Source organism: Streptomyces lunalinharesii (assembly GCF_039532155.1).
Taxonomy (GTDB): domain Bacteria; phylum Actinomycetota; class Actinomycetes; order Streptomycetales; family Streptomycetaceae; genus Streptomyces; species Streptomyces lunalinharesii.
In genome coordinates this window covers 83,753-107,437 of the sequence record NZ_BAAARK010000014.1, presented here as the reverse complement: position 1 = coordinate 107,437, position 23,685 = coordinate 83,753, and the positions used below count along the sequence as shown (strand labels likewise).

The 23,685-nt window shown below is 76.0% G+C and carries 21 protein-coding genes; 13 read left to right on the top strand and 8 right to left on the bottom strand.

What is annotated here, in order from left to right:
* Positions 1 to 40 precede the first annotated feature (40 nt).
* Complete coding sequence (locus ABD385_RS21865; RefSeq protein ID WP_344578706.1) at positions 41 to 925, bottom strand: LLM class flavin-dependent oxidoreductase; 885 nt, start codon at positions 923 to 925, stop codon at positions 41 to 43.
* A 203-nt stretch (positions 926 to 1,128) separates the two neighbouring features.
* A complete protein-coding gene (locus ABD385_RS21860; RefSeq protein WP_344578704.1) occupies positions 1,129 to 2,490 on the bottom strand; it encodes a helix-turn-helix domain-containing protein in 1,362 nt (453 codons plus the stop codon).
* Between the two features lie 286 nt (positions 2,491 to 2,776).
* Here ABD385_RS21860 and ABD385_RS21855 point away from each other — a divergent pair, with 286 nt between their 5' ends.
* Entirely contained in the window at positions 2,777 to 3,190 is a 414-nt protein-coding gene (locus ABD385_RS21855; protein ID WP_344578702.1) for a hypothetical protein, read from the top strand.
* Positions 3,191 to 3,359: 169 nt separating this feature from the next.
* Here ABD385_RS21855 and ABD385_RS21850 read toward each other — a convergent pair whose 3' ends face one another.
* Positions 3,360 to 5,006, bottom strand: coding sequence for an acyl-CoA dehydrogenase family protein (locus tag ABD385_RS21850; protein WP_344578701.1), 1,647 nt, complete (start codon positions 5,004 to 5,006; stop codon positions 3,360 to 3,362).
* A gap of 18 nt (positions 5,007 to 5,024) precedes the next feature.
* Between ABD385_RS21850 and ABD385_RS21845 the strand changes: the two genes are divergently transcribed.
* A complete protein-coding gene (locus ABD385_RS21845; protein ID WP_344578699.1) occupies positions 5,025 to 6,071 on the top strand; it encodes a YihY/virulence factor BrkB family protein in 1,047 nt (348 codons plus the stop codon).
* A 64-nt stretch (positions 6,072 to 6,135) separates the two neighbouring features.
* Here the strand turns inward: ABD385_RS21845 and ABD385_RS21840 are convergent, their stop codons facing one another.
* On the bottom strand, positions 6,136 to 7,794 hold the full coding sequence (locus tag ABD385_RS21840; RefSeq protein ID WP_344578698.1) for an IclR family transcriptional regulator domain-containing protein: 1,659 nt from the start codon (positions 7,792 to 7,794) through the stop codon (positions 6,136 to 6,138).
* A 370-nt stretch (positions 7,795 to 8,164) separates the two neighbouring features.
* Between ABD385_RS21840 and ABD385_RS21835 the strand changes: the two genes are divergently transcribed.
* The 4 genes from ABD385_RS21835 (at position 8,165) to ABD385_RS21820 (ending at position 11,621) form a co-directional block, all read left to right on the top strand.
* Positions 8,165 to 8,872, top strand: coding sequence for a dioxygenase family protein (locus ABD385_RS21835; protein ID WP_344578697.1), 708 nt, complete (start codon positions 8,165 to 8,167; stop codon positions 8,870 to 8,872).
* On the top strand, positions 8,872 to 9,492 hold the full coding sequence (pcaG, locus tag ABD385_RS21830; RefSeq protein ID WP_344578695.1) for a protocatechuate 3,4-dioxygenase subunit alpha: 621 nt from the start codon (positions 8,872 to 8,874) through the stop codon (positions 9,490 to 9,492). Before ABD385_RS21835 ends, pcaG begins: the two co-directional genes overlap by 1 nt.
* Before the next feature lie 96 nt (positions 9,493 to 9,588).
* Positions 9,589 to 10,416, top strand: coding sequence for a 3-oxoadipate enol-lactonase (gene pcaD / locus ABD385_RS21825; protein ID WP_344578693.1), 828 nt, complete (start codon positions 9,589 to 9,591; stop codon positions 10,414 to 10,416).
* Positions 10,413 to 11,621 carry a 4-hydroxybenzoate 3-monooxygenase gene (locus ABD385_RS21820; RefSeq protein ID WP_344578692.1) on the top strand — a complete coding sequence of 403 codons (1,209 nt, stop codon included), beginning with the start codon at positions 10,413 to 10,415 and terminating at the stop codon, positions 11,619 to 11,621. Before pcaD ends, ABD385_RS21820 begins: the two co-directional genes overlap by 4 nt.
* Here ABD385_RS21820 and ABD385_RS21815 read toward each other — a convergent pair.
* The 3 genes from ABD385_RS21815 to ABD385_RS21805 form a co-directional block, all read right to left on the bottom strand.
* The gene (locus ABD385_RS21815) at positions 11,597 to 12,655 is read right to left on the bottom strand and encodes a PP2C family protein-serine/threonine phosphatase (RefSeq protein WP_344578867.1); all 1,059 of its coding nucleotides are present in this window, start codon (positions 12,653 to 12,655) and stop codon (positions 11,597 to 11,599) included. The two genes, ABD385_RS21820 and ABD385_RS21815, sit on opposite strands and share 25 nt — an antisense overlap.
* A 277-nt stretch (positions 12,656 to 12,932) precedes the next feature.
* Complete coding sequence (locus tag ABD385_RS21810; RefSeq protein WP_044380154.1) at positions 12,933 to 13,184, bottom strand: hypothetical protein; 252 nt, start codon at positions 13,182 to 13,184, stop codon at positions 12,933 to 12,935.
* A gap of 115 nt (positions 13,185 to 13,299) precedes the next feature.
* Positions 13,300 to 14,505, bottom strand: a complete 1,206-nt coding sequence (locus ABD385_RS21805; RefSeq protein WP_344578689.1) for a serine hydrolase domain-containing protein — start codon at positions 14,503 to 14,505, stop codon at positions 13,300 to 13,302.
* A gap of 194 nt (positions 14,506 to 14,699) precedes the next feature.
* On the opposite strand from ABD385_RS21805, the gene ABD385_RS21800 reads away from it, so the two are divergent.
* Positions 14,700 to 15,434 (top strand): isochorismatase family protein, encoded by a 735-nt coding sequence (locus ABD385_RS21800; protein ID WP_344578865.1) that lies wholly within the window; start codon positions 14,700 to 14,702, stop codon positions 15,432 to 15,434.
* On the opposite strand, the gene ABD385_RS21795 is transcribed toward ABD385_RS21800, so the two are convergent.
* Positions 15,397 to 16,164, bottom strand: a complete 768-nt coding sequence (locus ABD385_RS21795; RefSeq protein ID WP_344578687.1) for a lipase family protein — start codon at positions 16,162 to 16,164, stop codon at positions 15,397 to 15,399. The genes ABD385_RS21800 and ABD385_RS21795 overlap by 38 nt on opposite strands.
* Before the next feature lie 269 nt (positions 16,165 to 16,433).
* Here ABD385_RS21795 and ABD385_RS21790 point away from each other — a divergent pair, with 269 nt between their 5' ends.
* The 6 genes from ABD385_RS21790 (at position 16,434) to ABD385_RS21765 (ending at position 23,666) form a co-directional block, all read left to right on the top strand.
* Complete coding sequence (locus ABD385_RS21790) at positions 16,434 to 16,847, top strand: hypothetical protein (protein ID WP_344578685.1); 414 nt, start codon at positions 16,434 to 16,436, stop codon at positions 16,845 to 16,847.
* Positions 16,847 to 17,440 carry a 2Fe-2S iron-sulfur cluster-binding protein gene (locus ABD385_RS21785; RefSeq protein WP_344578683.1) on the top strand — a complete coding sequence of 198 codons (594 nt, stop codon included), beginning with the start codon at positions 16,847 to 16,849 and terminating at the stop codon, positions 17,438 to 17,440. Before ABD385_RS21790 ends, ABD385_RS21785 begins: the two co-directional genes overlap by 1 nt.
* The gene (locus ABD385_RS21780; RefSeq protein ID WP_344578681.1) at positions 17,437 to 18,432 is read left to right on the top strand and encodes an FAD binding domain-containing protein; all 996 of its coding nucleotides are present in this window, start codon (positions 17,437 to 17,439) and stop codon (positions 18,430 to 18,432) included. Before ABD385_RS21785 ends, ABD385_RS21780 begins: the two co-directional genes overlap by 4 nt.
* 29 nt (positions 18,433 to 18,461) lie before the next feature.
* The gene (locus tag ABD385_RS21775) at positions 18,462 to 20,600 is read left to right on the top strand and encodes a xanthine dehydrogenase family protein molybdopterin-binding subunit (protein WP_344578680.1); all 2,139 of its coding nucleotides are present in this window, start codon (positions 18,462 to 18,464) and stop codon (positions 20,598 to 20,600) included.
* 158 nt (positions 20,601 to 20,758) lie between these two features.
* Positions 20,759 to 21,307 (top strand): ATP-binding protein, encoded by a 549-nt coding sequence (locus tag ABD385_RS21770; protein ID WP_344578679.1) that lies wholly within the window; start codon positions 20,759 to 20,761, stop codon positions 21,305 to 21,307.
* A gap of 301 nt (positions 21,308 to 21,608) precedes the next feature.
* The gene (locus tag ABD385_RS21765; RefSeq protein ID WP_344578677.1) at positions 21,609 to 23,666 is read left to right on the top strand and encodes a phosphocholine-specific phospholipase C; all 2,058 of its coding nucleotides are present in this window, start codon (positions 21,609 to 21,611) and stop codon (positions 23,664 to 23,666) included.
* Positions 23,667 to 23,685 lie beyond the last annotated feature (19 nt).

Sequence of the window (23,685 nt, the reverse complement as noted above, 5' to 3'; positions counted from 1 at the left end):
GGCCGGGACGCGCCCGGACCGGCGCGGGCGACGGAGCCGGCTAGCCGGTCAGGCCCGGCCAGCCGCCGTCGGGGACGAAGACCGCGTCCGCGAGCCGCTCGACCTGGTCCGGGTCCGGCGACCAGCAGTACAGCATCACCTCGTCCGCCCCGATCGCGAAGTACCCGGCGACCGCCTCGCGCAGCGCGGCCGGCGTGGTGAGCAGGCCGCCGACGACGTGGTCGGTGTACGGGGCGGCGCCGTAGTACGCGTGCAGCTCGTGGCGGGCGCGGTCCACGACGGCGGCGGGCCCGAGGGCGACGTTCACCTGGGCCAGCAGCCGGGGGCGGCCGGCCCGGCCGGCGCGCTGCCAGGCCGCCTCCACATCACGGAACATCCCGTCCATCTGGTGGGACGGCAGGGCCGCCCCGAGAAAGCCGTCGCCCCAGCGGGCGACCCGTTCCACCACCGCCGGCACGAACCCGCCGAACAGCACCTGGGGCCCGCCCGGCCGCGCCGGTGCGGGGCCGACCGGGCCGACGTCGGCGGACAGCGGCCCGCCGGCCCACAGGCGCCGCAACGTGGCCAGCTGCCCGTCGAGCCGGCGTCCCCGGGTGCGCAGGTCCACCCCCGCGGCCAGGTAGTCGTCGGCGCGCCCGCCGATGCCGATGCCGAGCGTGAACCGCCCGCCGGACAGCACGTCGAGCGTGGCGGCCTGCTTGGCCAGCAGCGCGGTGCGGTGCAGCGGGGCCAGCAGCACCTCGGTCTGCAGGCGCACCCGGGTGGTCGCGCCGGCCAGCGCGGCCAGGGTGACCAGGGGCTCGGGGTTGGCGTACACCAGCCGGTCGAGCAGGGCGACGGTGGAGAACGGGGCGGCGTCGGCGCGCCGTGCCCAGGTCAGGAGTCGGGTGGGGTCGGAAATGGGGAGGCCAAGGCCCACGGACACGGAAATCCTCCAGGAACGGCACGCCGCAGGGCATGCGGGAGCGCGGGTGGTCGTGTCGCCCACTCGTCTGTCCGGCCCGCCCTCGGCGTGCCGGCTGCTCCCGTTCTGCGACGTCCTTCTGGAGAGCTGCGTCGGAGTGCGCCCACCGTAGTGGCGGGCGGCCCGCCCGCGCACCGCAATTTCCGGCGGGCGGGCCGGGCCGCTCACCCCGGGTCGGGTCCGGTGCCCGCCCGCCGGGCCGCCAGCACCGTCGGCGCGGTGGAGTGCGGCAGCAGTTCCACGGCCCGGGTCGGCAGCCGGAGTTCCACCTCCACCCCGTCCGCGAAGCGGTACGGCCGGTGGGCCAGCACCCCGGCGAGGTTGCGTCGCAGCCGGGACAGCTCGGCCCGGACCGTGACCGTGCGCCCGCCGTCGCCGAACAGGTCCCGGGCCAGTTCGGCGGCGCTGCGCCCGCGCGGATGGGCGGCCAGCACGAACAGCAGCTCCGCGTGGCGCGGGGTCAGCGCGTGCGACCAGCTGCCCGCCGGACCGGCCACCGTCACCGCCGGCCCGCCGGGCCCGCCGAGGTCCAGCACCACCCGGGGCGGTTCCGGTGCCGGCTCCGGCCGGCCGAGCCGGATCAGCCAGCCGCCGGGCAGCGGCTCCAACGTGCACATCCCGTACCGCGGCAGCCACACCGGCCCGGCCGCCGGCTCCTTGGGCAGCGCCACCCGGTCCGGCGGGGTCATCCCCGTCACCGCCGCCGTCCAGCCGTGCGCGTCGACGGCCAGCGCCCGCCCGCCGATCCGGGCCAGCACGGGCGCCGCGCTGGACCGCAGCCGCCCCAGGGACGCGTGGTGCCGGGTGCGCAGCTCGCCCTCGGCGAGCCGGGCCACCGCGGAGACCAGCGCCAGCGTCGTCGGATGGAAGGAGTACGCCGGCCCGCTGACGTCCACCGTGCCCAGCAGCCGCCCGTCGCGCGGGTCGTGCAGCGGTGCCGCGGCGCACGTCCACTGGTGGTGGCTGCGCAGGAAGTGTTCCGCGGAGTGCACCAGAACGGGGCTGCGGGCCACCAGCGCGGTGCCGATCGCGTTGGTGCCGACCACCCCCTCCGTCCAGTCGGCGCCCTTGTCGAAGCCGAGCCGGTCGGCCATCCGCCGGATCGGGGCGCTGCCGTCCCGCCACAGCACCCGTCCCTCGGCGTCGGTGACCACCATGATCTGCTGGGCGGCGTCGGCGGTCGGCAGCAGTCCGCCGCTGAGCACCGGCAGCACCGACGCCAGCTGGGACTTCTGTCGCCGGAACTCCAACTCGGCCATGGTCAAGGGGTGTTGGTCGTTGGCGCGCTCAGGGTCCACGCCGCGGTCCAGCGCCCGCCGCCAGGACTCGCCGATCACCGTGCGGGGCACGTCCCGGGGCGCCTCCGCCGCCAAATGATCACCGGCCAACGTCGCCTCGTGGACCCCGGCCAGCCGCCGTGCGGTCTCCCGGATGTCCTGGGCCGCGTGGACGGCACCAAAGACCGGTCTCTCGGTCGGCCGGGCACCGGTCCGCGCGCCGGCCCTGTCGATCGGTCTGTCGCTCACGCTGCTCTCCGTTGCCCCTGCGTCCGGTCCGTGCCCATCGTGCCGTCAGGAGCCGTGCCACGAGGCCCCATTGGCCAGATCTGTTGCAACGGAATGCAACTGTTGTGGCCTATGACGCTTCCGGGGAAATCTGGTCACCAGCGGCCGATGGCGTCCCTCCCCGCGCCGGGAGCGTGCGGGGCCCACCCGGAGGTTTCGCCGGACACCCGACGGAGAACCCGCCGGTGCCCGCCGGGGACGCGATCGGCCGCCCGCGTCGTCGGCACGGTGTGGGAGGGGGCTCACCATGGTGGCCGCCGCCCCGCGTGTCGTGGTGATCGGTACCGGCGAGGGCGGCCGGATCGCCCGGGCCGCCCGCTTGGCCGGACACTACGGCGTGCCCCGGCTCTCCGCGGTCGACGTCCTGATCAGGCGTCAGCCGCTGCCCGCCACCGGCTACGTGATCGACGGTGCGCCGCAACTCCTCGACCGGGTCGCGCGCTTCGGCGGTCCGCTGCCCGCACCGGCCTTCGCCGACCTCGTCGTCCACCTGCGCGAGGCGGAGCAGGACGGCACGGGCGACGCCTTCCGCGTGATCCGGTACTACGAGGCGCGCGGCGTCCTGGTCGGTTTCCGGCCGGACGTGCCGGACGCCGAGATCATCGTGGCCGTCGACGCGGCGCTGCGCGGGCGCACCGCGCCGCCGCCGCGATGGCCCTGAAGACCGGGATCGGTGCCGAGTCGGCGCGGCGCCGCTCCCCGCCCGGCGCGGCGGCGGTTCATCCCCTGTCCGTCCCCACCCGGAGCCCGGTTGCTGACGGCTTCGGACGGGGACGCGGAACCGCCGCCGCGCCACCAACAGACCGGGCGGGCGCGCCGGACGGCACGGCCTACCCCGCCACCGGCACCGGCCGCGCCCGCTCCACCACCGCCGCCAGGTCCAGCGTGTGCGGCAGCGTGCCGAACGCCGCCCCCGCATCGCCGCCGAGCCGCGCGGCGCAGAACGCGTCCGCCACCTCCGGCGGCGCGTACCGCACCAGCAGCGCCCCCTGGAGCACCAGCGCCAACCGCTCGGCCAGCCGCCGGGCCCGGGCCTCGACGCCCTCCAGGTCGGCGAGTTCGGTCAGCAGCGCCGTGATCGCCCGGTCCAGCCGGTGGTCCGCGCCCCGTGCGGCGCCGATCTCGGTCAGGTAGGCGTCGAGCGCCGCGGGCTCGCGCCGCAGGGCCCGCAGCACGTCGAGCGCCTGGACGTTGCCGGCGCCCTCCCAGAGCGAGTTCAGCGGGGCCTCGCGCAGCAGCCGCGGCAACCCCGACTCCTCCACGTAGCCGTTGCCGCCCAGGCATTCCAGCGCCTCCGCCACCACCGGCGCACACCGCTTGGTCACCCAGTACTTGGCCGCCGGCACCGCGAGGCGCAGGAAGGCCCGGTCCCGCGCGGTGCCGCCGTCGCAGGCCGCCGCCAACCGCAGCGCCAGCGTGGTCGCCGCCTCCGACTCCAGTGCCAGGTCGGCCAGGACGTTGCGCATCAGCGGCTGGTCGGTCAGCCGGCGCCCGAACGCCTCCCGGTGCGCGGTGTGGTGCAGCGCCTGCGCCACCGCCTGCCGCATCAGCGCCGCCGACGCGGTGACGCAGTCCAGCCGGGTCGCCGCGACCATGTCGAGGAGGACGGCGACCCCGCGCCCCTCCTCGCCGACCCGCTGCGCCCAGGTGCCGCCGTCGAACTCGACCTCCGCCGAGGCGTTGGAGCGGTTGCCCAGCTTGTCCTTGAGCCGCTGGATCCGGAACGCGTTGCGGGTGCCGTCCGGCAGCACCCGCGGCAGCAGGAAGCAGGTCAGCCCGCCCGGCGCCCGCGCCAGCACCAAGAACGCGTCCGACATGGGCGCCGAACAGAACCACTTGTGGCCCGTCAGGACGTACTCCCCGGCCGCCGCCAGCGGATCGGCGCGGGTGGCGTTCGTCCGCACGTCGCTGCCGCCCTGCTTCTCGGTCATCGCCATCCCGGCCAGCGCGCCGGCCTTCAGCGCCGCCGGCCGCAGCTCCGCCTCGTAGACCCGCGAGGTCAACCGCGGCTCCCACGCCGCGGCCAGCGCGGGTTCGGCCCGCAGCGCCGGGACCGCCGCGTGGGTCATCGACAGCGGACAGCCCTGTCCGGCCTCCACCTGGGTCCACACCAAGAAGCCCGCGGCGCGCCGCAGGTGCCCGTGCGGGCGGGACCAGGCGTCGGTCAGCCCGGCCGTCACGGCGTGCCCGAGCAGCCGGTGCCAGGCGGGGTGGAACTCCACCTCGTCGATGCGGTGGCCGTAGCGGTCGTGGGTGCGCAGCACCGGCGGGTAGGCGTTGGCCTGTTCGCCCCAGCGTTGCGCCTGGGCCGAACCGGCCGCCTGCCCCAGCCGCCCCAGTTCCTCGCGCACCGCGTCGAGGTGCTCCCCGGCGACGTACCGGGCCACCCCCTCGGTGAGCGCCGGGTCGGCGGCGAAAACGTCGTAGCCGTGCAGCGGCGGTGGTTGGTTCGTCACGGTATGAGTGGTTGCTGCCATGCCCGATACGGTAAGGAGGTGCAGCCGCCGAACGAACCGACCGAACCGCACGGACCGCGCCGGGGGCGTCTGACCCGCGCCCGGGTGTTGTACCGCAACGTCTCCAAACGCCGCCTGACCTGGCTGCTGCTCAAGGACATCGTCGACACCTGCATGCGCTACCGCGTCACCGGGCTGGCCGCCGAGGCCGCGTTCTGGTGCCTGCTCTCGCTGCCCCCGCTGATCCTGGGCCTGCTCGGCGTCCTCGGCTACACCGAGCCGTGGATCGGCCACACCACGCTGGAGAACTTCCGCTCCCACCTCCTGCACGCCGCCGGCACCGTGCTGTCCAACCGGGGCGTCGACGAGGTCGCCCGCCCGCTGCTGACCGACGTCTTCACCGGCCACCGCCCCGACGTCATCTCGCTGGGCTTCGCCATCGCCCTGTGGTCCGGCTCCCGCGCGCTCAACGTCTTCGTGGACACCATCACGATCATGTACGGGCTGGACGGCCACCGCGGCATCGTCAAGACCCGTCTGCTGTCCTTCGTGCTCTACGTCGCCGGGCTCGCGGTCGGTGCGATCGCGCTGCCGCTGATGGTGGCCGGTCCGGACGTGGTGGTCGGCTGGCTGCCGGCCAGCGGGGACGTGGTCCGGGTGCTGTACTGGCCGGTCGTGCTGGTGCTGTCCATCGCCTTCCTCACCACCCTGTACCACGTCTCGGTGCCGGTCCGTTCGCCGTGGCGGGAGGACATCCCCGGCGCCGTGATCGCCCTGGCGATGTGGATCCTCGGCAGCTTCCTGCTCCGCCTGTACCTGACCGCGGCCGTCGAGGGCCCCACCATCTACGGTTCGCTGGCCGCCCCGGTCGCGGTCCTGCTGTGGATCGGCGTCTCCGCCTTCGCGGTGCTGGTCGGCGCCGCCATGAACGCCGCACTGGACCGGGTGTGGCCGTCGGTCGCCACCGCCGCCGCCCGGGCGGAGATCGAACGGCGCCGCGCCGAGGCGGAACGTGCCGCGGCGAAGCGCGCCGAGGCGGAGCGCGGCGGTGACGGACCCGCGGCGCCCACCGACCCGCCGCGCTGACGCACCCGCACCGCCCGGACCGTCGGCCGGGGCGCGCGGCCGGGACGCGCCGGCGCCGCCCGACTCACGGCAGCGGCACCGGCAGGTAGCGCCCGGCCACGCGGAGGTCGGCCTCGACGGCGGCGGCGGTCGCGCGCAGCGCCGGCAGCACCGCGGCCCGGGTGGCCGCCGGCGCCCGGTCGGCCACGTGGACGGACACCCCGAGCGCGGCCACCGCGCGGCCGGCGCCGTCGCGCACCGGGACCGCCACGGACCGCAGGCCCGCCTCCCGTTCGTCGTCCACCAGGGCGTGCCCGTCGGCCCGGACGCCGTCGAGGAGGGCCCGGGGCCCGGCCGGGCCGGACGCGGTGCGCCCGTCGCCCGGCCCGGCCGCCAGGAGGACCCGACCCGCGGCGGTGGCGGGCGCCGGGGCGCGGCTGCCCGGGCTGATCGTGACCCGCATGATGCCGGCCGCGGGGACCCCGAGGACGTACTGCACGGCCGGCCCCGCGTCCGCACCGTCGGCGCTCAGCACCGCCAACGACGCCGACGCCCCGACGCGTTCGGCCAGCGCGGTCAGGTGGGGCCGGGCCAGGGCCGGCAGGGTGAGGCCGGACAGCCGGGCGAAACCGAGTTCCAGCACCTTGGGGGTGGGGCGGAACCGGCCGCCGTCGGCCGTGGCGTAGCCGAGGTGCGCAAGGGTGATCAGGGCGCGCCGGGCGGTGGCGCGGGGGAGCCCGGCGGCCTCGGCGACCGCGCTGAGCGTCAGCGCGGCCCGGCCGGTGCCGAACGCGGTGAGCACGGCCAGTCCGCGGGCGACGGACTCCACGAATCCCGGGCCCAGTTGCCGCTTCGCAGCCTCCCGCCAGGCGGCCGGGCGGCCGTCGTCCGCGACCGCGGCGGGGGCCGGCGCGGTCAGCGCCCGCTCCATGGCGCCGACCGTCGCGCGCAGCCGGGGCAGGACCGCGTCCGGCAGTGCCGCGGCCGGGTGGCGACTGGTGTGGCTGACCACGCTCACCGCGCAGACCGTGCGGCCGGCCGGGTCCCGGACCGGCACCGCCACGGCGATCAGGCCCGGTTCGATGAGCTGGTCGTCGAGCGACCACCCGGCGGTCCGGGCCGCGGTCACCCGCGCGGTGAAGTCCGCCGCGAGCTGCCGGGCACCGGCCGGCGCGGCGTCCGCCGGCCCCCGGCGTGGCACCGCAGGGAAACCCGCGTCGGCCGGGTCGGCGGCCCGCCGGGCCCGCCAGCGCTGCCAGTCCGCCGGCGCCCAGTCGGCCGCGAACAGCGCGCCGGGCGCCCCGCGTTCGGCCGGCAGCAGGTCGCCGATGCCAAACGCCAGCGACACCGCGCGCCGGCGCGTCGCCTGGTGGACGAAGCGCATCCCGTCGCCGTCCGGGACGGCCAGCGACACCGATTCGTCGAGGGCGTCGGCGAGGCGGTCGGCCAGGGGGCCGAGCCGGTCGGGCAGGCCGGTGGCGGCGAGGTAGGCGTTGCCGAGTTCCAGCAGGGCGGGGGCGAGCACCGCCTCGCGGCCCTCGGCGCGGACGTAGTCGAGCCGGCCCAGGGTGCTCAGCAGGCGGTCCACGGTGGCCCGCGCCAGACCGGTGGTCCGGACCAGGTCGCTCACCGCCGCCCGGCCCCCGGCCGCCGTCAGCGCGCGCAGTACGGCCAGCGCGCGGATCAGCGGCGCCACCGCCTCCGGCGGCGGGGCGGGCGGAGCGGGGCGGGCGGGTGACGGCAACGGGTTCTCCCTGGTGCGGCGCGGTGGTCCCAAGTAGTCCGGAACCGTACCCGGCGCCCCGTTGACACCGTCGGGGGCCGGGACCAGACTCGGGGCGCGGACGTGAACTTCGGTTCACTGCGCGAACACCCTTGGTGAGCAGGTGAGTTGGACCGCCAGGAGGGTCAAAAGGGCGTCGGTGACCGGCCGGGTCCGGACGCGTCCTGACGGGCGCTCACCAGGACGCCGCGACCGCCGGGAGTGGCGCTCCGGCACGCACCGGCGCGCCCCGGTGACCGCCGGGGAATTCGTCGGCACGCTGGACCGCGTTTCGGCGAAAGCGGTGTCCACCGCCCGGTCCGTACCCGTCCACCGCAGGGAAAGGGCACCCATGACCGCACCGGCATCCCCCGCCCCGCCGCTCCCGACCCCGGAGCCGACGCCCTACCAGGGCGCGCCGGACCGCTTCCCCCGGCGACCGCGCCACCTCCTCGACATCGGCACCGATCCCGAGGCCGTGGAGCTGACCGCCCCGGTCTTCGGCCCCGCCGACGTGCACGAACTCGACGCGGACCTCACCCGGCAACACTCCGGCGAGCCGCTCGGCGAACGCCTCACCGTCACCGGTCGGGTCCTGGACCGCGCCGGCCGCCCGGTCCGCCGCCAACTCGTCGAGATCTGGCAGGCCAACGCCTCCGGCCGGTACGCGCACCGCCAGGACCGCCACCCCGCGCCGCTGGACCCCCACTTCACCGGCGTCGGCCGCTGCCTCACCGACGACCACGGCCGCTACGCCTTCACCACCATCAGGCCCGGCGCCTACCCGTTGCCCGACGACAGCGCCTGGCGCCCGGCCCACCTCCACTTCTCCTTCTTCGGCACCGCCTTCACCCAACGGCTGGTCACCCAGATGTACTTCCCCGGCGACCCGCTCCTGCCCCACGACCAGATGCTGGCCGGGGTCGCCGACCCCGCCGCCCGCCAGCGCCTGATCGCGGTCTACGACCACGCGCTGTCCCGCCCGGGCGGCCCGCTCGGCTACCGCTGGGACGTGGTCCTGGACGGCCCGTCCGCCACCTGGACCGAGGGAGCGCGCTGATGCCGGACGCCACCGACCGCGGCGGGCCGCTCGCCCCGACGCCCGCCCAGACCATCGGCCCCTTCTTCGGCCACGCCCTGCCCTTCCCCGGCGGCGGCCGGATCGCGCCCGAGGGGCACCCCGACGCCGTCACCCTGCACGGAACGGTCCGCGACGGGGACGGCGCGCCGGTGCCGGACGCCCTGCTGGAGTTCTGGCAGGCCGGCCCGGACGGCGCTCCGGCGACCGGCGCACCCGGCTCGCTGCGCCGGGACCCGGCCACCGGCGTGCTCCTGGGCCGGGACGGCGCGGTGTTCACCGGCTTCGGCCGGGTCCCCACCGACGCCGGCGGCCGCTACGCGGTGCGCACCCTGCCGCCCGCCGCCCGCCCGGACGCCGCACCGCACCTGGCGGTCTGCGTGCACGCCCGCGGCCTGCTGGAGCACCTGTTCACCCGCGTCTACTTCGCCGAGCACACCGCGACCCACGCCCCCGACCCACTGCTGGCGCAGCTGCCGGCGGAGCGCGCCCGCACCCTCCTGGCCCGCCCCGACGGCCCGGGCCGCTACCGGTTCGACGTCCGGCTCCGGCAGCCGGCGGACGGCGGGGACGAGGAGACGGTCTTCCTTGCTTTCCGCTGACCGGCCGGCCGGGCCGCCACCACGGCCACCACCGGCCCCGGCCGTCCGGCCCGCCCCACGCCCCCACGCGCCCGCACGACCCGCAGGAGCCCCGCAATGACGCCGCCCGCCGCGCCCGCACCGCACCACACCGTCAACGGCCCGCTCGGCGCCCCGCCGCTCGTCCTCGGCCCCTCCCTGGGCACCGCGCTCTCCCTCTGGGACCCCCAACTCCCCTACCTCGCACACCGGTTCCGCGTCGTGCGCTGGGACCTCCCGGGCCACGGCGGCACCCCGCTGGACGTGCTGGCCGCCCCCGGGACGACCACCGTCCCCGAACTGGCCGGCCTGGTCCTGGACCTCGCCGACGCCCTCGGCCTCGACCGGTTCGCCTACGCGGGGGCGTCGCTGGGCGGCGCGGTGGGCGCCTGGCTCGCCGCCCACCACCCGTACCGGATCGCCTCGCTCGCCCTGGTCTGCTCGTCCGCGCGGTTCGGCGAGCCGGCCGGCTGGCGCGACCGGGCCGCGCAGGTCCGTGCCGAGGGGACCGGCGCCGTCGCCGACGCGGCCGCCGGCCGCTGGTTCACCCCCGCCTTCGCCGCCGCACCGACCGCCACCGCGCTGGTCGAGGCGCTCCGCCGGGACGTCGCGCCCGACGGGTACGCGGCCTGCTGCGACGCCCTGGCCGCCTTCGACCTGCGCAGCGCACTGCCCCGGATCACCGCCCCCACCCTCGTCGTGGCCGGCCGCGCCGACCCGGCCACCCCGCCCGCACACGCCCGCGAACTCACCGACGGCATCCGGGGCGCCAGCCTCGTCGAGCTGTCCGGCGCGGCCCACCTGGCCGGCGTCGAGCGCCCGGCCGAGGTCCTCGCCGCGCTCCTCGCCCACCTGGCCCCGCTCCACCTCGCCCCGCTCCACACGGCCCCGGGAGCGGCACGGTGACGCCCCGCCCGCGGGACGCCGCGCCCCGCGACACCACCGTCGGCATCATCGGCGCCGGCCCCGCCGGGCTGCTGCTCGCCCGACTGCTGCACCGCGCCGGTATCGACTGCGTGGTCCTGGAGGGCCGCGACCGCGGCTACGTCGAACGGCGGCAGCGCGCCGGCATCCTCGAACAGGGCACCACCGACGTGCTGCGCGCCTGCGGGGCGGGCGAGCGGCTGGAGCGCGAGGGACTGGTCCACGACGGCATCCAGCTGCGGTACCACCGGCGCGCCCACCGCCTGGACTTCCCGGCGCTGACCGGCGGCCGCCGGGTGACCGTCTACGCCCAGACGGAGGTCGTCAAGGACCTGATAGCGCTGCAACGGGCCGACGGCCCGCCGCTGCTGTTCGGCGCCCGGGCGCGCGCGGTGACCGGCGCGGACACCGACCGGCCCCGCATCCACTACGCGCACGGCGGCCGCGAACACACCCTCACCTGCGCCTACGTCGCCGGCTGCGACGGGTTCCACGGGGTGGCCCGGCAGGCGATCCCGGAGACCGCGCGCCGCACCTACACCCGCGGCTACCCCTACTCCTGGCTCGGCGTCCTCGCCGACGTCCCGCCCTCCCACGACGAGCTGGTCTACGCCCACTCCGACCGCGGTTTCGCCCTGCTCAGCATGCGCACGCCCACCGTCAGCCGGCTCTACCTCCAGGTCCCCAACGGCACCGACCCGGCCGCGTGGCCCGACGACCGGATCTGGGACGAGCTCCAGGCCCGCGCCGCCGTCGACGCCGCCCCCTGGAAGCCGACCCGCGGCCCGCTCACCGCCAAGGCCGTCCTGCCGCTGCGCAGTGCGGTCACCGAGCCGATGCGCTGGGGCCGGATCCTGCTGGCCGGCGACGCGGCGCACATCGTGCCGCCCACCGGCGCCAAGGGCCTCAACCTCGCCGTCGCCGACGTCACCGTCCTGGCCCGCGCCCTGACGCACCGCCACCGGACCGGGTCGGCCGAACTGCTCGACGCCTACTCCGCCACCTGCCTGCGCCGGGTCTGGCGCGCCGAGCACTTCTCGCACTTCATGACCACGACCCTGCACACCGCCCCGGACCAGAGCCCCTTCGACACCCGGCTCCAGCTCTCCCAACTCGACCGCATCGCCGGCTCCTGGCACGCCGCCGCCGAGATCGCCGAGAACTACACCGGGCTGCCGCTGTCCTGAGTGCCACCGGGGCCCGGCCGGCCCGGGTCCCGGTGCCGCGTCCGGTAGCGCACCAGCAGCATCGCGGCGTCGTCGTGCAGCGGCCCCTCGGCGTGGTCGACCACGTCTTCTCGGACGGCCTGCAGCGCCGCTTCCGGGTCGGGTTCCTTGAGCAGGTGGGCGCGCTCGTCGAGGGGGTAGAACCAGCCGGCCGAGTCCCGGGCCTCGGTGACCCCGTCGGTGTAGAAGAGCAGCTGGTCGCCGGGGGCGAACGGCACCTGGTGGGGGACCGGCGCCTCCGGCCCGTGCTCCACCAGCCCCAGCGGCAGCGCGCGTTCCGGCGGCGCCGCGTAGCGGACCTCGCCGGAGGAACGCACGACCAGCGGCGCCGGGTGGCCGAAGTTCAGCAGCGTGGCGTGCGGGCCGTCGCCGATCTCGGCGAGCACCGCGGTCACGAACCGCTCACCGGACAGGTGGCGGTTCAGCGCCCGCTCGACCCGCGCGCCGACCGCCGGCAGGTCGGGCTCGTCGTGCGCCGCCTCCCGGAACGCGCCGAGCACCACCGCGGCGCTCTCCACCGCCTCCAGACCCTTGCCCTGCACGTCCCCGACGATGATCCGCACCCCCGCGGGCGAGGTGACCACCTCGTAGAGGTCGCCGCCGATGCGGGCCTCGGCCACCGCGGAGGTGTACGAGACCGCGATCCGCAGCGGCCCGGCGCCGCGCGGCACCGGTCGCAGCAGGACCCGCTGGGCGACCTCGGCGATCGACCGGACGCTGGCCAGCTCCGCCTCCCGGCGCTGGCGCATCACCGCGGCCACCACGCCGGCCGCGGTCACGCCGGCCACCGACAGCAACGCGGTCAGCCCGCGCCGGCTCTCGAACAGCCCGCTGTGCACCCCCAGCCCGACGCAGAGCACCGCCGCGGTCAGCCCGACCAGTGCGGTGCGCCGCCAGCCGCCGACCAGACCGGCGAACGCCGGCCCCAGCGACACCAGGGGCAGGAAGCCGACCCCCGGGCCCGCGGTGAGGTCGACGGCGCTGACCGCGGCCATGACCAGGTACGGAAGCGCGGCCAGCGCACGGGAGCGGGTGCGCTGCTCCCCCTTCTCCACGGTCAAGGTCCACCCCGGCGTAGTGACGGCCCGGGGACCGGTCTGCCGGTCCCCGGAGAGACGATCGCTTGCGGGGGGCCGGCCGAGGCCCGTCCGACTGTCCGAAACCCGCCTCCGGGCCCCCGACCTGAGCATATGCAACATTTGCCGGGGTGAAGGACGGGGCGTTGGTGCCCGTTATCGAATCGCAGCGGGCCCCGGCAGGCGGCGGGCCGCGTCAGCCGAGGAACGTCCGGGCGCTGTTGACCCGGCCGGGCCGCAGGATCCGGATCGGGCCGCGGTTGCAGTCCGGGCAGTCCGCGCGGGTCAGCGGAGAGGGCACCCGCCGGCCGTGCGTGAAGTAGTCGGCGCGCCGACGGCCCGCGAGATCGGTGGTGTGCCGGATCTCGTACTCCTCTTCCCACCCGTGTCCGCAGTGCAGGCAGACGAACGCGTACGCCTCGTGAACCGTCTCGGTGTCCCGTTCCATGGTCACCACGCCCTCTCTCCGGGGCCGTCGCACGCGCGCCGGCGCCGGACGGATCCATGCCGCGCCTTCCATTATGGCGCCGCGCCCGGGCGTTCGCGGTGGCCTGTGGATGCCCTCAGCGCCGGCCGCGGACCTCCGCCAGCGCCGCGTACACCGCGGTCACCAGCGCCCGGCTGCGCGGGTCCGCACCGCTGGTCCCGGCCCCGTAGCGGTTCATGACGTACGCGTACGCCAGCCCGTTCTCCGGGTCGGCGAAGGCGAACGAGCCGCCCGCCCCGCCGTGCCCGAAGGCCCGGGGGTTGGGGCCCGCCCGGCCCCGGTCGTTGAGCATGTAGCCCAGCCCCCAGCGATGGGCCGCGCGGGGGCCCTCGGGCGTGAGCGCGCCGAGGGCCAGGTCCGGTTCGCCCGGCCGGCTCTGTGAGGTGCGCATCGCCTCCAGGGTGGCGGGCCGGACAAGTCGGCCGCCGGCCAGCGCCGCGTAGACGGCGGCCAGGCCGCGCGCCGAGGCGTGCGCGTTGCCCGCCGGGATCTCGGCGGTGCGGTAGGCGGCGCTGTTGACGTCGCCGGTGGGCACGTACGCCAGCGCCAGCGCGACGGCGGCCAGCGGATGGTCGGCGAGCCCGCGCACCGGCGGCGTCGGCAGGTCCGGGAAGCGCTCGCGGAGCTGGGCGGCGCTCAGCTGGCCGACCATGTCGGCGCACCGCGGGTGCTCCTCGGCGGGGGTGCCGATGAAGACGTCGGCGTCGAGCGGCCCGGTGACCTCGCGGCGCAGGAACGCCCCCAGCGACTGCCCGGTGATCCGGCGGACCACCTCGCCGACCAGGTAGCCGAAGGTCACCGCGTGGTAGCCCTGTGCGGTCCCCGGCTCCCACCACGGTGCGGTGGCGGCCAGGGCGTCGCAGACGTACTCCCAGTCGTAGGCCCGGCCCTCGGCCAGCGGCTCCCGGGGCGCCAGCATCCCGGCGCGGTGGCTGAGCAACCAGCGCACCGGTATGGCCTCCTTGCCGGCCCGGGCGAATTCCGGCCAGTAACGGGCGACCGGCGCGTCGAGGTCCAACGCGCCCCGCTCCACCAGGAGATGGGCGCACAACGCGGTCATGCCCTTGGCCGACGAGTAGACGTTGACCAGGGTGTCGGGCTCCCACGCCCGGCTCCCGGCGGCGTCCGCCCGGCCGCCCCACAGGTCGACCACCCGCTCCCCGTCCAGGGTGACCGCGAGCGCCGCCCCGATCTCGCGGTGCTCGCGGAAGTTCCGCTCGAAGGCGCTGCGCACGCCCTCGAAGCCCGGTGCGCAGCGGCCGTTGACGGTGGCAGCTTCCACGGTGGCCCTCCTCGCGTCGTCGCGGTGCGGTCGGATGCCGCGCCCCACCGCACGGAAAACGCCCACGCACGGATCCGACGCGCGCACGGCCAGAGCACCTACGGATGATCCGCCCGGATCGATGCCCGTGGCAACCATGCCCGTCCGGCCAGAACCATTCCCGCCCGTCCGGCCGAGCGCCGCGTTCGACGATGATGACCGCCATGACCGCCGTGACCCCCGCGACAGCCGCGCCCCCTGAGACAGCCGCGCCCCCCGAGACCGCCGTGCACGCTCAGCCGCTCCGCCCCGTCCAGGCCCTCCTGGTCGTCGACGTCCAGTCCGCGTTCGTCTCCGGGGCCGAGGCGGTCCCCGAGGCGGCCCGGGTCCTGGACCGCACCCGTGGCCTGCTCGCCCGCGCCCGCACCGCCGGCGCCCTCGTCGTCCACCTCCAGAACGACGGCGCGCCCGGCACCGTCGACGCACCGCACACCCCCGGCTGGGAACTCCACCTCCCCGTCGAGCCCGGCCCCCGCGAGCACGTGGTCCGCAAGACCGAGGACGACGGCTTCGCGGACACCGGGCTCGGCGCCCTGCTCGACGCGGCGGGCGTGCGCGAACTGGCGGTGTGCGGGGTGCTCTCCGAGATGTGCGTCGCCGCCACCGCGCGCACCGCCCTGGCGCTGGGCCACCGCGTCGTCCTCCCGCACGACGCGCACGCCACCTACGACATCCCCGCCGCGCCCGACATCAGCGACGCCGTCCCCGCCGCGATGTCCTCCCGGGCCGCGGAGTGGGCCCTCGGCGACGAGGTCGAGATCGTCCCGCGCGCCGCCGCGGTCCCCTTCGGCGCCCCGCCGCTCGCGCCCGCCCCCGCGCCCGCCCCCGACGCCGCCGCGGCCGGCGCCGGGCTCAGCCCCGCCGCTCGGCCGCCTGCTCCAGCGCGCTGACGTACGCGCTGACGAGGTGGTCCCGGATGCCGTCGGAGGCGGGGGAGAGCAGGTCGGCGACGCAGCCCCGGCCGCGGTCCGGCAGGCCGCCGCCCAGCGGCACGGTGTGGTGCACCGCGCCCCGGGAATCGATGTGGCGCAGCGCGGAGACGTGCCGGAAGACCGGCTCCGGCGGGAGCTGGGGGACGACGTCGTCGTGGTTGACGAAGCGGTACGTCCGCTCCGCGAAGGCGGTGTTGAACTCCCGGGCCAGGCCCGGGTCGCAGGTGCGGGGCTGGCCGAAGGTGTAGACGCCGTCGGCGGTCAGCCGGGGGTCCTCGAAGTGGAGCCGGGCGCCGGCCAGCATCGCCAGCGCGCCGCCCAGGCCGTGGCCGGTGAAGTAGACCTGCTGGTCGTCGTCGCGCAGCTCCTTCAGCGCCGTGCGGACCTGCGGCCAGAGGGACCGAAGCGTCTCGGCGAAGCCGTGGTGGACGGTGCCCACCCCGCCGGGGCCCGGCCACGGCGGGGTGGTGGCGTCGGACAGCCAGTCCCGCAGCTCGGCCGGTTCGGCGCCGCGGAACGCGGTGACGAGCACGTGCCGCCCGCCGAGGGTGTACGCCCGGGCGTCCCGGAGCGGGAACGGCGGGCGGAACGCGGTGTGGTGGTGGCGCACCCGGTCGAACCCCCACTCCCGGGCGGTGGCCTCGACGGTCGGCTCGTCCTGGTGGGCGAGCTCGGCGGCGCGCGCCATGCACAGCGCCTGACCGAGGCTCTAGCCGGTGGCGTGCTGGTCGACGAGGGAACGGGTCAAGGGTGCTCCTGGGGGTGTGCGGCCGGCGGGGACGACCGGAGCGACTACGGAGAGCGCCACTCCGACGACAAAAAGTAACGCTGCGTGGTCGCGGCGAGCAGGTGCGCCCGTTTAAACCACTCGTTCGAGCCCCGGGTCGCCGAGAGCGGGGCGCCGAGTGAGCCTGGAAGCGTCCGGCACCCACAGGACACCCACAGGAAGGGCCCACCGTGAACAGCGACCAACAGGCGTCACCCGCGCAGCACCCATCGGCCGACGTGGTGGTGGAGGTCGAGGGTTGCAAGGCGGCGGACGCCCACGCCGTCTTCCGGGTCCTGCACACCGCCTTCCGCTCCGACCGCGCCCCGGACGACGTCCCCCAGGAGACGGCCGGGCCGGGCACGACGGTGTGGACCTCCACCGTCGACGTCAGCGAGCGCGGCACCACCCCGGAGCCGCGCCGGCTCAGCTCCCCAGTCACCGTCAGCCTCCAGGGCGGCTACTGGGCGGTGGACCAGCTGTGCGCGGGCCTGAAGTCCGCGTTCGTCGTCCACCTCCTCGGCACGGCCGCCGGCGACCAGGAGAAGGAGGTCGAACTGCGGCTGGAGACGCTGCGGCAGCCCGTCACCAAGGGCGCCCCCTGATGCCGACCGCGGACGGCCGCCGGGACGGCGCCGACGGCCCCCGCCCGGTCAACGGCCGCCACTCCGCGCTGACCCTCACCGTCAACGGCACCCCGCACGCCCTGACCCTCGACCACCGCACCACCGTCCTGGACCTGCTCCGCGAGCACCTCGGCCTCACCGGCACCAAGAAGGGCTGCGACCACGGGCAGTGCGGCGCCTGCACCGTGCTGGTCGACGGGCGGCGCGCCAACAGCTGCCTGCTGCTGGCCGTGGCGCACGACGGGCGCCGGATCACCACCGTCGAGGGCCTCGCCGACGCCGACCGGCTGCACCCCCTGCAAGAGGCGTTCCTGGCGCGCGACGCCCTCCAGTGCGGCTACTGCACCCCCGGCCAGATCTGCTCGGCGGTCGGCGTCCTGGCCGAGGCGGCCGCCGGCTTCCCCTCGCACGTCACCCCGGACACCGCGCCCTCCGGGGCGCCGGTCTCCCTCACCGCCGACGAGATCCGGGAGCGGATGAGCGGCAACCTGTGCCGGTGCGGCGCCTACCCGCGGATCGTCGAGGCGGTCGCCGACGCGGCCGCCGCCGGGGCGGAGGTGAGGGGCCGGTGAGACCCTTCGGCTACCTGCGGGTCGACAGCGTCGACGAGGCGGTGCGGGCCGCCGCCGGACAGCCCGGCGCCCAGTTCCTCGCCGGCGGCACCAACCTCGTCGACCTGATGAAGCTCGGCGTGGAGGCCCCGCGCGTCCTGATCGACGTCAGCCGGCTGCCGCTGGACCGCGTCGAGGAACTGCCGGACGGCGGCCTGCGCATCGGCGCCACCGTCCGCAACGCCGACCTCGCCGCGGCGCCCGCCGTCCGCGACCGCTACCCGGTGCTGTCGCAGGCCCTGCTGGCCGGCGCCTCCGGGCAGCTCCGCAACACCGCCACCACCGGCGGCAACCTCCTCCAGCGCACCCGCTGCACCTACTTCCAGGACACCGCCAAGCCCTGCAACAAACGGGAGCCCGGAAGCGGTTGCCCGGCCCTCCACGGCACCCACCGCGACCTCGCCGTCCTCGGGCACTCCCCGCACTGCGTCGCCACCCAGCCCTCCGACATGGCGGTCGCCCTCGCCGCCCTGGACGCCACCGTGCACCTGCACGGCCCCGAGGGCGAACGCGCCGTGCCCGCCACCGACTTCCACCGGCTGCCCGGCGACAGCCCCGAACGCGACACCGAGATCCGGCTCGGCGAACTGCTCACCGCCGTCGAACTGCCGCCGCCCCGCGCCGACGCCCGTTCCCGCTACCGCAAGGTCCGCGACCGCGCCTCGTTCGCCTTCGCCCTGGCCTCGGTCGCCGCCGTCCTCGCGGTCCGCGACGGTGTCGTGGTGCACGCCGCGCTCGCCTTCGGGGGCCTGGCCCCCCGGCCGTGGCGGGCCCGCACCGCCGAGGCCGCGCTGCACGGCGCGCCCGCCACCGAGGAGAACTTCGCCCGCGCCGCCGCCGCCGAACTCGCCGCCGCCGCACCGCTGCGCGACAACGGCTTCAAGGTCCCGCTGGCCCAGTCCCTCGCCGTCGCCGTGCTCACCGACCTCGCCGACCGCGCCGCCGCCGGATGACCCCGCCCCCGACCGCAAGGACCCGCGCCATGAGCCACCCGCCGGACGAAGCACCGTTCCCGCCGGGCCCGCCGCCGCACCCGCTGGGCGAGCCGCTGGTCCGCCGCGAGGGCCGGGAGAAGGTCACCGGCACCGCCCGCTACGCCGCCGAGCACACCCCGGACGGCTGCGCCTATGCCTGGCCGGTGCCGGCCACCGTCGCCCGCGGCCGGATCACCGAACTGGACACCGGCGCGGCGCTGGCCCTGCCCGGCGTGATCGCGGTGCTCACGCACGAGAACGCGCCCCGCCTGGCGCCCACCGGCGACCCCACCCTCGCCCTGCTCCAGGAGGACCGGGTCCCGCACCGCGGCTGGTACGTCGCGCTGGCCGTGGCCGACACCCTGGAGGCCGCCCGGGACGCCGCTGAGGCCGTCCACGTCAGCTACGCCACCGAACCCCACGACGTGACGCTCACCGCCGACCACCCGCGGCTGTACGTGCCGGCGGAGGTATACGGCGGCCCCGGGGCCCGCGAACGCGGCGACTTCGACGCGGCGTTCGCCGCCGCACCGGCGACCGTCGACGTCACGTACACGGTGCCGCCGGAGCACAACCACCCCATGGAACCGCACGCCGCCACCGCCCAGTGGACCCACGGCCACCTCACCGTCCACGACTCCAGCCAGGGCGCCACCCGGGTCCGCGAGGACCTGGCCGGCCTGTTCAAGCTCGGCCAGGACCAGATCACCGTCCGCTCCGAGCACGTCGGCGGCGGCTTCGGCTCCAAGGGCACGCCCCGCCCCCAGGTCGTGCTCGCCGCGATGGCCGCCCGGCACACCGGCCGCCCGGTCAAGCTCGCCCTGCCGCGCCGCCACCTGCCCGCCGTCGTCGGCCACCGCGCCCCCACCCTGCACCGGGTGCGCCTCGGCGCCGGGCCCGACGGCGTGCTCACCGCCCTGGCCCACGAGGTCGTCACCCACACCTCCACGGTCGCCGAGTTCGTCGAACAGGCCGCGATGCCGGCCCGCATGATGTACACCTCGCCGCACAGTCGCACCGTGCACCGCCTCGCCGCGCTCGACGTCCCCACCCCCTCCTGGATGCGGGCCCCCGGCGAGGCCCCCGGGATGTACGCGCTGGAGTCCGCCCTCGACGAACTCGCCGTCGTCCTCGACCTCGACCCGATCGACCTGCGGATCCGCAACGAACCCGGGACCGAACCGGACACCGGCCGTCCCTTCAGCAGCCGTCACCTCGTCGACTGCCTGCGCGCGGGCGCCGCCCGCTTCGGCTGGTCGGCCCGGGACCCGCGCCCCGCCGTGCGCCGCCGGGGCGACCTGCTGCTGGGCACCGGCGTCGCCGCGGCCACCTACCCGGTGCAGATCTCCGCGACCGACGCCGAGGCGCACGCCGCCGCGGACGGCACCTTCCGCGTCCGGGTCAACGCCACCGACATCGGCACCGGCGCCCGCACCGTCCTCACCCAGATCGCCGCCGCCGCGCTCGGCGCCCCCGTGGACCGGGTCCGGGTCGAGATCGGCAGCAGCGACCTGCCGAGCGCCGTGCTCGCCGGCGGCTCCACCGGCACCGCCTCCTGGGGTTGGGCCGTCCACAAGGCGTGCACCGCACTGCGGGCCCGACTGGGCGAGTACCGGGGGCCCTTGCCCGACGAGGGCGTCACGGTCGCCGAGGACACCCGCCGGGAGACCGAGCAGCCCTCCCCGTACTCCCGGCACGCCTTCGGCGCCGTCTTCGCCGAGGTGCAGGTCGACGCCCGCACCGGCGAGGTCCGGGTCCGCCGCCTGCTCGGCCAGTACGCGGCCGGGCACATCCTCAACCCCCGCACCGCGCGCTCCCAGTTCGTCGGCGGCATGGTCATGGGCCTGGGCATGGCCCTCACCGAGGACAGCGCCCTGGACCCCGTCTTCGGCGACTTCACCGCCTGCGACCTGGCCACATACCACGTCCCGGCCTGCGCCGACGTCCCGGCGATCGAGGCGCACTGGCTCGACGAGGAGGACCCGCACCTCAACCCCATGGGCAGCAAGGGCATCGGCGAGATCGGCATCGTCGGCACCGCGGCGGCGATCGGCAACGCGGTCCGGCACGCCACCGGCGTCCGGCTGCGCGACCTGCCGCTGACGCCGGACCGGATCCTGACCGCCCGGGCCGTGCCGCTCACTTGAGAGGGGGTGGACTCATACGGACCACCCCTGTTGCAGGCCCCGAACCCGGGGGTCAGCATGACAGTCCACCCATACGTGACGGATGCTCACTCTTCGTGTTCGGGGTTCGTTGGTCCAACGAGGTGAAGGACGTGAGCCTCGCGGTGAGGAGCCACGACATGACACCACCCGGAGACCGGCACTACACGGTCGAACTGCACGTCTCGGCGGAGCGCGTCCCCCAGATCCGGCGCATCGTCGCCGCGCACCTGCGCCATTGGGACCTCGCGCCGCAGGTCCCGCCGGTGTGCGAGGGGGTGGCGGAACTCCTGACCAACGTCCACCGGCACATCGGTCCCGACGCCCGCTGCGTGGTCGAACTCCGCCTCGGCGAGCGCCACCTGACGGCTTCGGTCGCCGACGACGGCCCCCGGCTGCCGCGGCTGGAGAGCGCCAGCGGCGGCGGACTCGCCCGGATCGCCGCGCTGAGCGACAGCTGGGGCAGCTGCGGCACCGCCGGCGGCAAGGTCGTCTGGTTCACCCGCCGGATCGAGTCGGCCCGCACCGCGCCGGTCGGCCCGCCGGCGCCGCCGACCGGTGCGTGCGACGGGGCTCCGCCGGCCCCCGCAGCGGCGGAGCCGATCCCCGCGGTCGAGCCCGCGGCGGCCCCGGCCGCCGAACCGTCCGTCACCTCCGGACCGCCGCCCTCGGCCGCGACGTTGGTCTGACTCCCAGGTCCGAGGCGTCGCCGACCCGACGCCCCCGACCGGCCCCCGAACGGCCGGCGGGACACGGCAGCACCGCCGTGTCCCGCCGGCCGTTCGTCGTGTCCGGCCCGCTCCGGCCTGCTCCGGCCTGCGAGTTCGCCGTCCGTACGGTGAGGTGTCATCTCCGGGACACCCCCTCTTCCCGGACCCTCGTTCCTCTTGGAACACTCTGCTGACCGCTGCATCCGCACGACCCTTCCGCACCGCGCTCCCGAACAGACCCCCGTCATTTCCCCCCCCCACCCACGAGGTCCCCAGACACATGGCTGACATCAACCGCCGGCGTTTCCTCCAGATAGCCGGCGCCACCGCGGGCGCCACCGCCCTCTCCGGCAGCATCGCCCGCGCCGCCGCCATCCCGGCCCGGCGCAGCGCCGGTTCCATCAAGGACGTCGAGCACATCGTCGTCCTCATGCAGGAGAACCGCTCCTTCGACCACTACTTCGGTTCGCTGAAGGGCGTCCGCGGCTTCGGCGACCCGCACCCGGTCACCCAGCCGAGCGGCAAGTCCGTCTGGTACCAGGCCAACGGCGCCAAGGACGTGCTGCCCTACCACCCGGACGCCGAGAACCTCGGCATGCAGTTCATCGAGGGCCTCAACCACGACTGGCACGGCGGCCACCAGGCGTGGAACAACGGCAAGTACGACCAGTGGATCCCCGCCAAGGGCACCGGCACCATGGCGTACCTGACCCGCAAGGACATCCCGTTCCACTACGCGCTCGCCGACGCCTTCACCGTCTGCGACGCCTACCACTGCTCGCTGATGAGCTCCACCGACCCCAACCGCTACTACATGTGGACCGGGTACGTCGGCAACGACGGCACCGGCGGCGGCCCGGTGGTCGGCAACGAGGAGGCCGGCTACGGCTGGACCACCTACCCCGAGCGCCTGGAGAAGGCCGGCATCTCCTGGAAGATCTACCAGGACATCGGCGACGGCCTGGACGCCGCCGGCAAGTGGGGCTGGATCGACGACGCCTACCGCGGCACCTACGGCGACAACTCGCTGCTCTTCTTCAACCAGTACCGCAACGCCAAGCCCGGCGACCCGCTCTACGACAAGGCCCGCACCGGCACCAACGTCAAGCAGGGCGACGGCTACTTCGACCAGCTCAAGGCCGACGTCAAGGCCGGCAAGCTGCCGCAGATCTCCTGGATCGCGGCCCCCGAAGCCTTCTCCGAGCACCCCAACTGGCCCGCCAACTACGGCGCCTGGTACGTCTCGCAGGTCCTGGACGCGCTCACCTCCAACCCGGACGTGTGGAGCAAGACCGCCCTGTTCATCACCTACGACGAGAACGACGGCTACTTCGACCACGTCGTCCCGCCGTTCCCGCCGGCCTCCGCCGCCCAGGGCCGGTCCACCGTGGACACCGCCCTGGACCAGTTCCCCGGCAAGGCGGGCTACGCGGCCGGCCCCTACGGCCTCGGCCAGCGCGTGCCGATGCTGGTGGTCTCGCCCTGGAGCACCGGCGGCTACGTCTGCTCCGAGGTCTTCGACCACACCTCCGTCATCCGGTTCATGGAGAGCCGCTTCGGTGTCCACGAGCCCAACATCTCGCCCTGGCGCCGCGCCATCTGCGGCGACCTCACCTCGGCCTTCGACTTCTCGCTGGAGAACACCAAGCCCGCCGCGCTCCCCGACACCAAGGGCTACCAGCCGCCGGACCACAACCGGCACGACAGCTACCACCCCACGCCGCCGGCCAACCCCGTCCTGCCCACGCAGGAAGCCGGCTCCCGGCCCAGCCGCCCGCTGGCCTACGTACCGCTGACCGACGGCGCCGCGGACGTCGCCGGCGGCCGCTTCACCCTCACCTTCAGCGGCGGCAACGCCGCCGGCGCCTGCTTCCTGGTCACCGCGCCCAACCGCACCGACGGCCCCTGGACGTACACCACGGAGGCCGGCAAGACCGTCTCCGACACCTGGAACACCACCTATTCCAAGGGCGCCTACGACCTGACGGTGCACGGCCCCAACGGCTTCCTGCGCACCTTCAAGGGCCCCGGCAAGAAGCAGACCCCCGAGGTCACCGCCCGCCACGACGCCGCCTCCGGCCAGGTCGCGCTGACCCTGACCAACCCGGGCACCGCCCCCTGCAACCTGACCATCGCCAACGCCTACGGCGGCGCCAAGCAGACCGTCCGGGTGGACCCGGGCGGCACCGTCACCCGGCCCGTCGACCTCACCGCGAGCAAGCGCTGGTACGACCTGACGGTCACCGCCGACACCGACGCCGGCTTCCTGCGCCGGTTCGCCGGCCACGTCGAGACCGGCAAGCCGGGCGTCAGCGACCCGGCGCTCCGCACCGGCTGACCCGCCCCGGCCGGGAGGC